We start from the raw sequence: 13,005 nt of genomic DNA, 5'->3' as shown, positions 1-13,005 counted from the left end.
CGGTTGGATGGAGGCGGGGTTCAAGCTCATACGAAAATTTTTGTCCGGTTTGGCTGAATCTGCCGTTCAGCAGCTTCCGCGGCTGTAGCCGTTGGAAGGGTGATGGTGAATTTGGTTCCCATATTCGGTACGCTTTCCACTTCGATCGTTCCCTCGTGATCCTGTACGATCTTGTGGCAGATCGACAGCCCAAGTCCGGTTCCGGACTCTTTGGTTGTGTAAAAGGGGATGAAAATCTGATCAAGCTCCGACTCGGGGATGCCTTTGCCCGTATCGGTTACCTCAATGACGGCGTTATTGTTCTGCAGATAAAGATGAATATATACCGTACCTTGCTCAGGCATAGCCTCGAGGGCATTTTTGACCAAGTTCAGCAGCAGCTGCAGCATCTTGTCCTGATCCATAAACATGCAAACTCCGTGGCCTTCATCCTTAAAGCCGATTTGATGGCCCAAACGGGTGATTTCCGAATCAAGCAATGAAATGACGCGGCTAATGCAGCTTTCAATCGTTTGGATTTTATAATGGGTGACATGCGGCTTGGAGAATTGCAAAAATTCGGCGGTCAGCATGCTCATCCGGTTAATTTCATCCATAATCAGGTCATACCAAGGCTCGATATTGTAATTCCCCGCTCTGGACAGCTGCAAAAATCCTTTGACCGTCGTCAGCGGATTGCGTATTTCGTGCGCCATGCCAGAAGCCAGCTCGCCAACTACGCGAAGCTTCTCGGAACGCAGCATGTGCTCCTCCCGCTTCAGCCAGCTTTCCCGCTTCATCATATACAAATTATGTTCGGCTACAAGAATCAGATCGTCTTTGTTCAGTCCGTCTTCAGGATAACTGGCGATACCGAAATTGATTTCGATGCCCGTGAGCTTGGGAAATTCGGAAGCAAGCAGTTGGGTGATCGTATGTATCGTTTTCTTCGGGTCGCTTGCCGTAACCACGATGGCGAATTCATCGCCGCCGTAACGGGCAATCAGGGAAGCGTCAGGGAACATAATACGGAGCAGTTCGGCCGCTTGCTTCAATATTTTGTTGACGCCCTGAAAGCCGTTCGTCGTATTCAGTGACTTTAAATTTTTGCAATCAATCAGAACCAGAATGCTGCTTTCTTTCTGTTCCACAAAAATTCCCATCTGCCGGTGAAATTCCTGAAAGTTGTATAGACCCGTTAGTAAATCGTGGGTGCTCAGGTGCTTTTTTTCATTTGTCAACAACTGCTTCTGCTGCTCGATGGCATACATATATTTCCGGAACAGATAAGCCATGAGTATGCAGCTTGCCGCGGTGAAGACGATGTCGGTTACTGTATATATCGTTACCGTGCTGTAGGTCAGTACGGCAAGGGAATAGGCTGTCATCATCCCTAAATTATAGGATAGCGCCAATGTAAGAGAAGGCGTCTTGTAAAAAATGATGCCCATATGCAGCAAATACAGCGGCAAGATCCAATGGGTTGCGCTGAAGATATGGAGCACAATCAGCAGTACCAGTTGAACGGCATGAGGTACGGGAATGATTTTGCGGGCCGCATGGGACAGCATATAAATGAAAGTTATGCCAATGAGTAAAAGAGGGCTTTCAGTTTGCTGGAAATATAGGGAGGAAGCGCAGATAAAACCAGCATAAATGACGAAGACTGTGCTACCGTTCATAATGAAACTCCAACTCCCGACTAAATCAATTGATAATATATGGATTCTGTATTTGTAAAGTAATTCCTGCCGGGTCACTATCTTTTTTTAAGCGCTTCATTTTACTTGGTTCGTCATCGTTTGATTTTTTGGGGAGATAAATCAAAAATAAGCCGGACGGAAAACCGTGCCGGCTTATTACGGGTTAGCATCAGAACCCGGGAAGGTTATCGAGATTATTGGACGGATCGCCGTCCGCATTGGAGCGCAGATGTTCATCCCCGTCCCGTCCGCGGAACACGTTGACATTCTCCAGCTGGCCGTCTTTGGCAAGCTGTTGAGCCTCCAGGTAATCCACCACTTCGCCGTTAGACAGCTTCAGGTCTACAATATCGCCGTCGCCGTTCTTGCGTACGGCAACGACGTGCCGCTTGTTTTGACTCATCGTTGATCGCCTCCTTGTTCATAGCATGCTCAGGAAGGAGGCAAATGATGCCTGCCGTTATCCGAGCACCTCGGCAATCCGGCTGTAGGCCCAATCCAGATCGGATTTGGCGATGGTGAGCGGGGGAGCCAGGCGAATGACGTTTTCATGCGTCTCCTTGCATAATAAACCTTTGTTTTTCAACTGCTCGCAATAAGCTCTGGCCGGTACGGCCAGCTCCACACCGATGAACAAACCGCGCCCGCGGATGTCGCGGATCAGCGGATTGGTTAGCTGGCGGAGAAGGCCGAGAAAGTAGTCTCCGAGCTCCAGGGAGCGTTCGGCCAGCTTCTCGTCCTGCACGACCTGTATGGCGGCTGTCGCCACGGCGCAGGCGAGCGGGTTGCCTCCGAAGGTCGAGCCGTGCGACCCCGGCTCGAACACCTCCAGCACCTCGCGGTCTGCCGCTACGGCGGAGATGGGCAGGACGCCTCCTCCCAGCGCCTTGCCGAGGATGTAGGCATCCGGCTCCACGGATTCCGCATCGCAGGCGAAGCGGTACCCCGTTCGTCCAAAGCCGGTCTGAATTTCGTCGGCGATAAGCAGTACGCGCCGCTGCTTGCAAATGGCTGCGGCCTGCTGCAGGTAGCCGGCAGGAGGGAGCACGATGCCGCCCTCCCCCTGAATCGGCTCGACAAGGAAGGCGGCCGTTCGCGGGGTGATGGCGCGTTCCAAGGCCCCCGCATCGCCGTAGGGGATGACGACAAACCCGGGGGTGAAGGGCCCGAAGCCGCGTTTGTACTCCGGATTCGAGGAGAAAGAGGTAACGGTTACCGTTCTGCCGTGAAAGTTGCCTTCGCAAACGATGATTTCCGCCTGGTCCTCGGGGACGTTTTTACGAAAGTAAGCCCAGCGGCGGGCTGCCTTGATCGCCGTTTCCACCGCCTCGGCCCCGGTGTTCATCGGCAGGATCATCGGCTTGCCGGTATAATCGGACAAGCGCTCATAGAACCCGCCCTGCCGCTCGTTGTGAAACGCGCGCGAGGTCAGGGTAACGGAGTCCGCCTGATCCTTCAGCGCGCGGATGATACGGGGATGGCGGTGCCCCTGATTGAGCGCCGAGTAGCCGCTCAGCATATCGAGGTATTTCCTGCCCTCCGGGTCATAAACCCATACCCCCTCCGCTTTGGAAATGACCACGGGAAGCGGCTGATAATTCCGCGCCCCGAACCGGTTCGTGCGGCGAATGATATCTTCCGATGTCGGTTTCATGGTGTTCCCTCCTATAAAATACGCTGCCCCAGCAGAGAAGAAATCAGCTCTGCGGCCAGCCTTGCCGTTTGGTTATCGCGTTCCAGCGCCGGATTGACCTCTACCATCTCCGCCGATAGCACGCTTCCGGCTTCGTACAGCAGCTCCAGCGCCAAATGCGCTTCGCGGTAGCTGATTCCGCCTTTGACCGGCGTTCCCGTTCCCGGAGCCTCCAGCGGATCGAGGCTGTCGATATCGAAGCTGACGTGCAGGCCGTCCGTACCCGCGGTTGCTATACGCACCGCTTCCTCCGTGACCCTGGCGATTCCCATCCGGTCGATCTCATGCATGGTGAAGCAGGTAATGCCTTCAGCGCGAATCAGCTCCTTTTCTCCGGGATCCAGCTGCCTGGCCCCGATAATGACCGTATGCTGCGGCCGGATTTTGGGAAGAAAGCCGCCGATCCGTGTCAGCCGATGATGTCCTATGCCAAGCGACGCCGCAAGGGACATGCCGTGAATGTTGCCGGAAGGACTGGTGTCCGGCGTATTCAAATCCGCATGTGCGTCAAACCAGATGACGCCGATGCTTCTATAATGCTGCGCAAGTCCAGCCAGCGTGCCGATGGCGATGCTGTGGTCCCCGCCCAGCACCAGCGGGAAGCGTCCGCGTTCCAGCACGTCCTTTATTTGTACAGCGAGCGCTTCATTCACCTTTACCGCTTCATTCAGGTGCCTGGGCTCCGCCTGCGGCACGAAGACGCCGCTCTCCTTGGCGGTTGACGGGGCAGGGACCGGATCCGGAAGCTCGCAGGAATAGCCCAGCTGCCGCAGCTTCCGTTCCAGGCCGGCCTGAAGGATCGCATCCGGACCTCTCCTTACGCCTTTGCGCCCGGCACCCAAGTCGAACGGCACCCGCAGGATGGATAATTCCGGTTTGCCTCTCATAAATGGATACCTCCTATCCGTTCTGGCGTGGTGCTGACGGGCGGTCCCGCCAATTTTTCAATACAAACCACAGATTGGCCGGGCGTTCCGCCATGCGCCGGACGAAATACGGGTACCACATCCGTCCGTAAGGTACGTAACAGCGCACCTTGTAGCCCTCCCGGGCAAGCTGCTCCTGCAGCGGCACACGCACGCCGTACAGCATCTGGAATTCATACCTGCTTGCCGGTATCCCGTTTCTCCTCGCGTAGGTTTTCGTCCAGGCGATGATTTGTTCGTCGTGGGTCGCAACGGCAGTGTAGACGCCGGCATCCAAACGGACCCGAATCAGCCGCTTCATGTTGGCATTTACGTCGTCCATGCTCCGGTAAGTGAGATGCCCCAGTTCACGATAGGCGCCCTTGACCAGCCGCAGATTGACCTTCGCCTTGGTTAACTGCCTGACGTCCAGCCTGCTCCGGTATAAGTAGGCTTGTATAACGGTGCCGACGCGGGTTAAGCCTTCGGCATGAAGGCGGTGCACCATGGCTATAGTATCGTCGGTATATGGTGAATTTTCCATGTCGATGCGTACGAAGTTTGTGAGCTGTTGTGCTTTTTCAACGATATCCCGGATATGGGCGTAGCAGGCCGCCGGGTCTAAAGCCAATCCCATCTGGGTCGGCTTCAAAGAGACGTTTGAATCCAATGCGTCGTGGTGAATCCTCTCAAGCAGCGTGATATACTCTCTTTTAAACCGGTCCGCCTCCGCTAAATCGCGAATGCTCTCGCCAAGCAGGTCCAAGGTGGCGGAGATTCCCTTGGCATTCAAACGCCGAATTTGCAGCAGCGCCTCATCGGCTGTTTCTCCTGCGACGAACCGGCTTGCCCCGAGCTTCATCCCGTACCGGTGAGCCATCTTCCCGACGACCCGGTTTCCGGCGAGCGCAAGCAGAGCAGAACGGAACAGTCTGGTACCGATATCCAAACATGAACACCCTCTTTCCGATTTGCTTCTTGTACGCGGCGCGGCGGCATATATTATGTAGCAGAAGGGCAGCAGCGTTGGGCGTTGGATCTGTGAAGCCGGCGCCGCCGGCTCCGTGCTAATCCATTTTATTCGGCAAGCTCCCGAAATGAGACTTGAAATGAAGATGAGCTTTTCCGTAACATGGTAATTCTGAAGAGGAGGGATGATCATGGTAGAGCCTTTTTGCAACGAACCGTTCACGGATTTTAGCCAATCCGGGAACAGAGAGGCATTCGCAGCAGCGCTGAAGAAGGTACAAGCGCAGCTCGGCCAAGAATACGGGCTGCTGATCGGCGGTGAGAAGCTGATGACGGCCCGGAAGGCCGTTTCCGTCAATCCTGCCGATCCGAAGCAGGTGATCGGAACGGTGAGCCAGGCGGACACCGCGTTGGCAGATCGGGCGATCCGTGCGGCAGCGCGCGCGTTTACGTTCTGGAAATCGGTGCCTCCGGCGGGGCGGGCGCGTCTTTTATACAAAATCGCCGCGAACCTGCGCCGCCGTAAAGCCGAGTTTTCCGCCTGGATGGTGGTGGAAGCGGGGAAAAGCTGGGCGGAGGCGGATGCCGATACCGCAGAAGCGATCGATTTTCTCGAGTTTTACGGCAGGGAAACGGAACGTTTGGCGCAGCGGCAGCCGCTTACGCGAATACCGGGCGAGGACAACGAGCTTACCTATATTCCGCTGGGTGTCGGCGTAATCATACCTCCATGGAATTTTCCGTTAGCCATTATGGCGGGATTGACATCGGCAGCCGTGGCGGCCGGCAATACGGTGGTGCTGAAACCGGCCAGCGCGACACCGGTTGTGGCTGCCAAGTTTATGGAGCTGCTTCAATTGGCCGGCCTGCCGGATGGAGTGGTCAACTTCCTGCCGGGTTCCGGACAGGAGGTGGGCGATTACTTGGTGGAGCATCCGCTGACCCGCTTTATCAGCTTTACGGGATCCCGCGAGGTAGGGCTGCGGATCAACGAGCTGGCGGCCAAAACCGCACCCGGCCAGCGCTGGATCAAGCGCGTAGTCGCCGAAATGGGCGGCAAGGATGCGATTATCGTCGACAGCGACAGTGACCTGGAGCTGGCGGCGGAGGCCATTACAGCGTCCGCCTTCGGGTTTGCCGGGCAAAAGTGCTCTGCCTGCTCCCGCGCCATCGTACATGAGAGCGTATATGACGATGTGCTTCGCAGGGTGGCAGAACGCGTAAGCCGTCTGCGTGTGGGTGATCCGTCCGATCCTGAGATTGACGTGGGGCCGGTGATCGACGCCAAGGCTCACCTTAAAATTCTCGAATATCTGGAAATTGGAAGCACGGAAGGCAGGGTAGTTTGCGGAGGCGGAGCGGGAGATGCCAAGGGATATTATATCGAGCCGACAGTAATTGCCGATGTCGACGTCAAGGCGCGGATCGCGCAAGAGGAAATTTTCGGACCGGTGGTTGCGTTTATCAAAGCGGCCTCGTTTGACCAGGCGCTCGAACTGGCCAATGATTCGGAGTACGGGCTGACCGGAGCCGTTATTTCAAGAAATAGGGCTCATTTGGAGAAGGCCCGTACTGAGTTTCATGTCGGCAATCTGTATTTCAACCGCAAATGCACGGGAGCGCTGGTGGGAGTTCATCCGTTCGGCGGCTTCAACATGTCGGGAACGGATTCGAAAGCGGGGGGACGCGATTATCTGCTTCAGTTTACCCAAGCCAAGGTCGTCTCCGAACGCTTCTGACGGGAGGGGATCTGCGACAAAACCTGACCCCGGGGGTCAGGTTTTGGAATGCACCCGTTAAGTAAGCTGCGTCCATGGCGCGGTGCAAAGAATATGCTTACGACGGTAATGGATACGTTTTGAACTGTTCTATGAAGGTCATGCGGCCCGTTTTGCCGATAAATTCAGACATGTTGTCTCCGTAGTGCATAAGCAGCACTTTTTCCTGCACTTCCTCGGGCAGAGTAAGCAGCTCGTCAAGGCAAGCGTGTACGGTACCGGGACAGAACAATTGACAGTCATGCAGAATGACTTCGCAGCCTTGTTCATGCAATCCGGTCAGCAGCGTCTTGCTAAACCTCATGTCTGCGCTGTAAAACACCTTGCCGTTGAGCAGAAAGGAGTAGCTCGCTTTACCGGGGATATGATCGGTAGGCAGCAGCTCTACGGTCAGTTTCGGATGGATGGAAGTCGGCGTTCGTTCCGCCAAAGCAGCGACTTCGAAATAATCGTTCAAGCCGACAAGGCCCTCCGCCTTATTCTCAAGTCCTCCCCGAAGCGTATGCTCCCACAAGACGGCTTCCAGCGGAGCCGGGACGAGCAGCTTGATTTTACGTTTGAATACATACCTGTACTGAAAAGCAAGTTCTTCGAGCCCGCCTACATGATCCGCATGGATATGTGAGATGAGCACCGCATCGATCCGGTCGAGCGGAATGCCGAGCTCGTACAATGCTCTGGGAGCGGTAATTCCGCAGTCGATTAATAACGTGAAGCCGTCGGCATGAATCAATGCGTTGTTGTTGTAAAAGTTTTTGGCAAATGCGCTTCCCGTACCGATCATTTGAATTTGCAGGCTCATTCGCGATCCTCCACTCGCCTATGGCATACCAGCCGAATATTATTTAATCTACCATGTTTTTTATGAAGGATTCAAGAACATTTTGACAGGTTTTGGATCAGGAAAGAATGGGGGGATAAGGATTGAAAAACGAACATATGTTCTATATAATGAGGTAAAGATCATGAAATTTCGGGTGGGCGAATATGCGGAATAGTGCGATAGAGCTGTGGATTCATCAATATATAGTGACTTTGCATCTGCTTAAAGCGCTGGAGCTGGACCGCAAATACGCCGGAGCGATGAAGCTGTCCCGGATTTGGAACGGATTGTTCGAACGGCTGTCCATTCGGGTGGAGAGGGAGCACGTCGGCATAAAACAGCGGCTGCGCAAGAGCGGATGCCGCATCGTGCTTGAAGAAATCACGCCGGAGCGGAATTATCACGTCATGTACGTGTATCAGGGCTACGAATTTCACTGCTCGATCATGCCGGCCGTGCTCAGGGGCAAGTGTGAAGAGAAGCTGCAGGAACTGCTGGAAGCAAAGGAGTAGGCCCCGCAGACAGCACGGGGAAGACCGGGGAATTTCCCGGGCAAGCGCACGAAACGTCACAGCTCGTCAAAAAGACGGGACATCATTCGACATTCATGTTCGCGTCCTTATTGGCATATTTTGTATAATTAATCAGTGAATACCTTTATAAATAACTAGATATAGATTTTTTTTCAAAAAAGTTTGGGCTTTTCCCACAAACACCGCAACTCTTGCGAACCATCGGAGTATAAGATAACATACCAAGAACACGATGGAGGTTGCTTGAAATGAAGGTGCCGCGATTGCTGACGTTGATGCTGTCGCTTTCCCTCTTCGGGACGACAGGGGTCTACGCCAGTTCCATGTGGGGCGAGTTTGAAGGTTATGTGAAAGCCAAAGTGCTGATTAACAATGCGGAAAGACCGTTCAAGGACGGCGAGACACCCGCTTTTTTGATTAAAGGAAGCACCGTGCTTCCCGTTCGTGCCCTGTCCGAATCTCTGCAAGCTCTGGTCAAATGGGATGACGCCTCGAAGACCGTATCCATTTACAAGCCGAATGTACACATGTTTGTAGCGAAGAAAGTCAATGACGATTATTCCATTAATCAGCCGTTTGGCGGAGTCAAAAAGGGAGACCGGCTGGACTTTGCGGTATTTGCTCAAGTGGACAGCCTGACCATACCGATCCACTCCTTTAAGATTTCCATCATATCGCCTAGCGGCGAGGAAGTGGCGGTTCATGAGAAGGTCGTCGGCGGTCAAAGGGAAAGCTTCTGGTATCCGTGGCCGTTTAACGTATCGTTTAATGAAGCCGGCAAATATGTAGTGAAATTTTCCATTAAAGATAGCGAAACGGGCAGTTATACCGTAGTCTCGGAGAAACTGATCGTTTCCGGAGAGTAGAACCGAATGAGGATGGCGCTAAACGCCGTCCTTTTTGCTTTTTTAGGGGCTGTTGCGAAGCCTGTTTTGGCGGGCCGGATTTTTGTGCGGAGCCCCGGGCTGTACACGGTAAAGAAATCCGATGATGAGGTTTTCCTTTCATTGACTTGGGACCATGGGCGTGATACGATACGAGGGAACAATATTACTTATTATGACGAAACGAGGTTTTCCCATGAGCGAACATATTCATGACGCTTCCTGCGACCATGATCATGAGGATGATATTTTTATAGTAACCGATGAAAATGGCGTTGAACACGAGATGGTTATGGTATACACCTTTGAAGCAAACGATCGGGCCTATGCAGTGCTTCTTGACCGGAATGATGTAGAGGCTGACGGTGTTATTTTCCGCATTGAAGAAGAAAACGATGAAGCCTTCCTGGCCAGCATTGAGGACGAGGAAGAGTGGGATCGCGTTGTTCAGATTTACAACGAGATCGTGGAAGAACAGCAAGAGCAGTCATAACATCCAAAGCAAAGAACCCTTCTTGAAGGCAAGAAGGGTTCTTTGCTTGAACACGGACATGCAAGAAAAAAGCAGCCTGTCTGTTACCTGCATCATCATAAGTACGTCATTTGCCGGGAAAGATCATGCCCTATTTCCGCGGATTGAAGTACATGACGCGCCCGTTGAATAAATGAAGCTCGGCTTTCCACAGCTTGGCCAAATATTTGCAAAACTCATTGCCCTTTGCTTTATCCCCATGTGTACAGTCATCCGGCAGGACGACCTGAACATAATGGCGCTCTGTACCGGCCTGTGTTTCGGAACCGACACCCATGACGATATATTTGTAGAGGGGGTTTTTTCCTTTTAAATAAAACCATTGGCCCTCCGCCTCGGGCTTCGTTTCCAGCGTATACGGAAACCCTGCATCATCGTACTCCCATTCGAGCTGACGGCCTGTAAGGGCCAGCTGATCCCGGTAATGCATCAGCTGATTCTTCAGTTCATCCAGCGTTAACGAGGAAACGGCGGACCCTTCGACGAACTTAATATAAGCGCTTTGCGCCATGATGAATGCACCTGCCTACATAATGAACTGGAAAGGTTTTCTTGTATCAAGCACCATGACCATCATAGCATTAAGAAAAACCAAATACAATACTGCTTAAGGCTTTTGCGGACAGCTGAGCAGACAGCAGGAAAAGGGGATACCTATGAACCAAAGCGGATTGTTCAGCGATTATTTGCTGGTTACGGATATGGACGGGACGCTGCTGAACAGCGAAAAGGACATTAGCCCGGAGAATCTAGCCGCAATCGAGCGGTTTACGCAGCACGGCGGACGGTTTACCCTGGCAACGGGGCGCATAGCGTCTTCCGTCAGGCGCTATGTCAACCGGCTGCCGGTCAACGCTCCGGTCATTCTTAGCAACGGTGCCGTCATCTATGATTACGAACGTGAGAAATCGCTGTGGGTGAGGACGCTGCCTGCATCCTGCAGAAATGTGCTGAAGCGGGTCTTGGAACGGTTTCCGGAGCTGGGCGTTGAAATATACGCCAGGGACGGTCATGCGCCCTATATTTTGCAGGACAACGATACCACGGAGCGCCACCGGCGGATTGAGGGGTTTGCCCTGCAGACGATTCGGTTAACTGATGCACTGTCTGAGCCTTGGATCAAAATACTGTTCGCCTGGGAACCGGCATGGCTGGATGAAGTCGCTGCGGCCGTGAACGAGCTTACAGGGGATGCGGAGGTTGTCTGGGTCCGGTCGGACGATAAATACCTGGAGATGCTGCCGCAGGGGGCGACCAAGGGTCATGCGCTGGAGCAGCTCAGTAGGCAAGTCGGTGTTCCGATGGAGCGCTGTGTGGCGATGGGGGATCATCTGAACGATCTGGAGATGATCCGGCGGGCCGGCATCGGCATCGCCGTTGCCAACGCTCATCCGAAGCTGCTGCAGTCTGCCGTCCATTCCTGCAAGCATCATAACGAGCATGCGGTAGCCGACGTCATTGCCTGGCTGGAGGAGCGGATAAAGCAAAGAGGATGGTAAAACAGAGCAAGGCCAGCCCCAATACGGGGCGGCCATGCGGTACGTGGTTAAAAAATCGCCGGTGTTTCCACGATAACTTTGATATTTTCGATGCTGCGGTCCTCGGGTCCTTTCACAGGCAGACCGACTTCGATATGCTCCGTAATATAGTCGATCAGATCCTGGGAGATGACTTCTCCCGGCAGGAGAATCGGAATGCCCGGCGGGTACACGTAAATGAATTCCGCGATGATGCGGTCCGCCGATTCCTTGAACGGGATAATTTCGGTATCCCCGTAGAAAGCGTCGCGCGGAGACAAGCTCAGCTGCGGTATTTTCGGTATTTTGATCACCAGCTCATTCGCTTGGCGGATCGAGTAGTTCTCTTGAGAGAGTCTGCGCAGCGCGGTGAGAAGAATGTCGATGTTCTCGCGCGTATCCCCGGGGGTGACCAGGCACAAAATGTTATACATATCGCTAAGCTCGACTTCAATATTGTACTGCTCCCGGAGCCAATTTTCCGCATCGTACCCGGTAATGCCCAGATGACGCACATGGATGCTGATCTTCGTCGGGTCGTAATCGTACGTCGCTTCCTTGCCCAGAATCTCTTCTCCAAAGCAGTAAAGCCCCGGTATGCGGTTGATTTCCTCCCGAGCGTAGGAAGCCAGCTCGAGGGCCCGGTCGGCCAGCTCTTTGCCGTTCAAAGCCAAGTAGCGCCTTGCGCAGTCGAGAGAACCCAGCAAAATGTACGAGGTGGAAGTGGTCGTCAGCATACTGATAATCGTCTTGGCGCGCATGATGTTGACCCGGCCTTCACGGATATTAAGCACGGAGCTTTGCGTCATCGAGCCGCCTAGCTTGTGGACGCTCGTCGCGGCCATGTCCGCGCCTGCCTGCATAGCCGACATCGGCAGCCTGTCGCTAAAATGGATCAACACGCCATGGGCCTCGTCCACCAGCACCGGAATGTTATAGCTGTGAACGACGTCCACGATTTCTTTCAGATTGGCGCACACCCCGTAATATGTCGGATTGATGATCAGCACCGCTTTGGCATCGGGATGAATTTCAAGCGCGCGCCGTACCGACTTGGTCGTTACGCCGTGATCGATCCCCAAGGATTCGTCGCGCACCGGCTTCAGGAACACAGGCTTCGCCCCGGCGAAAATAATCGCTGCCAGCACCGATTTGTGCACGTTGCGCGGCACAATGATTTTGTCTCCTTCCGAGCAAACGGTCAAGATCATCGTCATGATGGCGCCGCTTGTTCCCTGGACGGAGAAAAAGGTGTGATCGGCTCCGAACGCTTCCGCAGCGAGCTTCTGCGACTCTTCAATGACGCCGGTGGGCTGATGCAAATCGTCGAGTGGAGCTATATTAATCAGGTCGATGGACAACGCGTTATCGCCGATAAACTCCCGGAATTCCGGGTCCATCCCGACCCCTTTCTTATGTCCTGGAATATGAAACTGCACCGGATTACGGCCGGCATGCTCCTTCAATGCGGTAAACAAGGGAGTTTTCGTTTGATCCACAGCTTATCCCTTCCCTTCTTGATCGAATTATCATAAACAAAGCGAAAAATAAACAAACAAAATGAGTATAGCAAAATGCGACAAGGATGCAAGCGGTTTTTACGAGCAATTCGGAATTTATCTCGACAAAATCTTCGGGACCTTGATAGTTTGATAATTTTGCAGGTAATTTAACCGGGGGGTTTGTCTA

13 protein-coding genes are annotated in these 13,005 nt (G+C 53.5%); 5 read left to right on the top strand and 8 right to left on the bottom strand.

Annotated elements, in window-relative coordinates; genetic code table 11:
* Window positions 1-26 precede the first annotated feature (26 nt).
* The 5 genes from BLT35_RS12515 to BLT35_RS12495 all read right to left on the bottom strand — a co-directional run bounded on the left by BLT35_RS12515 (window position 27) and on the right by BLT35_RS12495 (window position 5,229).
* Window positions 27-1,550 carry an ATP-binding protein gene (locus BLT35_RS12515; protein ID WP_254777551.1) on the bottom strand — a complete coding sequence of 508 codons (1,524 nt, stop codon included), beginning with the start codon at window positions 1,548-1,550 and terminating at the stop codon, window positions 27-29.
* Between the two features lie 301 nt (window positions 1,551-1,851).
* Window positions 1,852-2,085 carry a DUF3892 domain-containing protein gene (locus BLT35_RS12510; RefSeq protein ID WP_054818024.1) on the bottom strand — a complete coding sequence of 78 codons (234 nt, stop codon included), beginning with the start codon at window positions 2,083-2,085 and terminating at the stop codon, window positions 1,852-1,854.
* Window positions 2,086-2,142: 57 nt separating this feature from the next.
* Window positions 2,143-3,336, bottom strand: a complete 1,194-nt coding sequence (locus BLT35_RS12505; protein ID WP_074728210.1) for an ornithine--oxo-acid transaminase — start codon at window positions 3,334-3,336, stop codon at window positions 2,143-2,145.
* Between the two features lie 11 nt (window positions 3,337-3,347).
* Complete coding sequence (gene rocF, locus BLT35_RS12500; protein WP_074728208.1) at window positions 3,348-4,262, bottom strand: arginase; 915 nt, start codon at window positions 4,260-4,262, stop codon at window positions 3,348-3,350.
* A 13-nt stretch (window positions 4,263-4,275) separates the two neighbouring features.
* Complete coding sequence (locus tag BLT35_RS12495; protein ID WP_062410868.1) at window positions 4,276-5,229, bottom strand: proline dehydrogenase family protein; 954 nt, start codon at window positions 5,227-5,229, stop codon at window positions 4,276-4,278.
* Between the two features lie 211 nt (window positions 5,230-5,440).
* On the opposite strand from BLT35_RS12495, the gene pruA reads away from it, so the two are divergent.
* Complete coding sequence (gene pruA, locus BLT35_RS12490; RefSeq protein ID WP_074728206.1) at window positions 5,441-6,988, top strand: L-glutamate gamma-semialdehyde dehydrogenase; 1,548 nt, start codon at window positions 5,441-5,443, stop codon at window positions 6,986-6,988.
* A 97-nt stretch (window positions 6,989-7,085) separates the two neighbouring features.
* Here the strand turns inward: pruA and BLT35_RS12485 are convergent, their stop codons facing one another.
* On the bottom strand, window positions 7,086-7,829 hold the full coding sequence (locus BLT35_RS12485) for an MBL fold metallo-hydrolase (RefSeq protein ID WP_054818026.1): 744 nt from the start codon (window positions 7,827-7,829) through the stop codon (window positions 7,086-7,088).
* 185 nt (window positions 7,830-8,014) lie between these two features.
* Here BLT35_RS12485 and BLT35_RS12480 point away from each other — a divergent pair, with 185 nt between their 5' ends.
* From BLT35_RS12480 to BLT35_RS12465, 3 genes are all read left to right on the top strand, one after another.
* Window positions 8,015-8,362 carry a YhjD family protein gene (locus BLT35_RS12480; RefSeq protein ID WP_054818027.1) on the top strand — a complete coding sequence of 116 codons (348 nt, stop codon included), beginning with the start codon at window positions 8,015-8,017 and terminating at the stop codon, window positions 8,360-8,362.
* 269 nt (window positions 8,363-8,631) lie between these two features.
* Complete coding sequence (locus BLT35_RS12475) at window positions 8,632-9,249, top strand: stalk domain-containing protein (protein WP_062407777.1); 618 nt, start codon at window positions 8,632-8,634, stop codon at window positions 9,247-9,249.
* 214 nt (window positions 9,250-9,463) lie between these two features.
* Window positions 9,464-9,760, top strand: a complete 297-nt coding sequence (locus BLT35_RS12465; protein WP_054818028.1) for a DUF1292 domain-containing protein — start codon at window positions 9,464-9,466, stop codon at window positions 9,758-9,760.
* Between the two features lie 130 nt (window positions 9,761-9,890).
* On the opposite strand, the gene BLT35_RS12460 is transcribed toward BLT35_RS12465, so the two are convergent.
* Window positions 9,891-10,310 (bottom strand): DUF1885 family protein, encoded by a 420-nt coding sequence (locus BLT35_RS12460; protein ID WP_054818029.1) that lies wholly within the window; start codon window positions 10,308-10,310, stop codon window positions 9,891-9,893.
* A gap of 145 nt (window positions 10,311-10,455) precedes the next feature.
* On the opposite strand from BLT35_RS12460, the gene BLT35_RS12455 reads away from it, so the two are divergent.
* Window positions 10,456-11,298 carry a Cof-type HAD-IIB family hydrolase gene (locus tag BLT35_RS12455; RefSeq protein ID WP_074728201.1) on the top strand — a complete coding sequence of 281 codons (843 nt, stop codon included), beginning with the start codon at window positions 10,456-10,458 and terminating at the stop codon, window positions 11,296-11,298.
* 47 nt (window positions 11,299-11,345) lie between these two features.
* Here the strand turns inward: BLT35_RS12455 and BLT35_RS12450 are convergent, their stop codons facing one another.
* A complete protein-coding gene (locus BLT35_RS12450; protein ID WP_074728199.1) occupies window positions 11,346-12,815 on the bottom strand; it encodes an aminotransferase class I/II-fold pyridoxal phosphate-dependent enzyme in 1,470 nt (489 codons plus the stop codon).
* Window positions 12,816-13,005: the final 190 nt, after the last annotated feature.

The sequence above is a fragment of the Paenibacillus naphthalenovorans genome, from assembly GCF_900099895.1.
Lineage (GTDB): Bacteria > Bacillota > Bacilli > Paenibacillales > NBRC-103111 > Paenibacillus_G > Paenibacillus_G naphthalenovorans.
This window is presented reverse-complemented; position numbering and strand designations above follow the sequence as displayed.

Bases quoted from the DNA above. Each gene is read 5' to 3' on its own strand.
- BLT35_RS12515 (WP_254777551.1), bottom strand. From the start codon at position 1,550: ATGCTGTCCCATGCGGCCCGCAAAATCATTCCCGTACCTCATGCCGTT.
- BLT35_RS12510 (WP_054818024.1), bottom strand. From the start codon at position 2,085: ATGAGTCAAAACAAGCGGCACGTCGTTGCCGTACGCAAGAACGGCGAC.
- BLT35_RS12505 (WP_074728210.1), bottom strand. From the start codon at position 3,336: ATGAAACCGACATCGGAAGATATCATTCGCCGCACGAACCGGTTCGGG.
- rocF (WP_074728208.1), bottom strand. From the start codon at position 4,262: ATGAGAGGCAAACCGGAATTATCCATCCTGCGGGTGCCGTTCGACTTG.
- pruA (WP_074728206.1), top strand. From the start codon at position 5,441: ATGGTAGAGCCTTTTTGCAACGAACCGTTCACGGATTTTAGCCAATCC.
- BLT35_RS12485 (WP_054818026.1), bottom strand. From the start codon at position 7,829: ATGAGCCTGCAAATTCAAATGATCGGTACGGGAAGCGCATTTGCCAAA.
- BLT35_RS12480 (WP_054818027.1), top strand. From the start codon at position 8,015: ATGCGGAATAGTGCGATAGAGCTGTGGATTCATCAATATATAGTGACT.
- BLT35_RS12475 (WP_062407777.1), top strand. From the start codon at position 8,632: ATGAAGGTGCCGCGATTGCTGACGTTGATGCTGTCGCTTTCCCTCTTC.
- BLT35_RS12465 (WP_054818028.1), top strand. From the start codon at position 9,464: ATGAGCGAACATATTCATGACGCTTCCTGCGACCATGATCATGAGGAT.
- BLT35_RS12460 (WP_054818029.1), bottom strand. From the start codon at position 10,310: ATGGCGCAAAGCGCTTATATTAAGTTCGTCGAAGGGTCCGCCGTTTCC.
- BLT35_RS12455 (WP_074728201.1), top strand. From the start codon at position 10,456: ATGAACCAAAGCGGATTGTTCAGCGATTATTTGCTGGTTACGGATATG.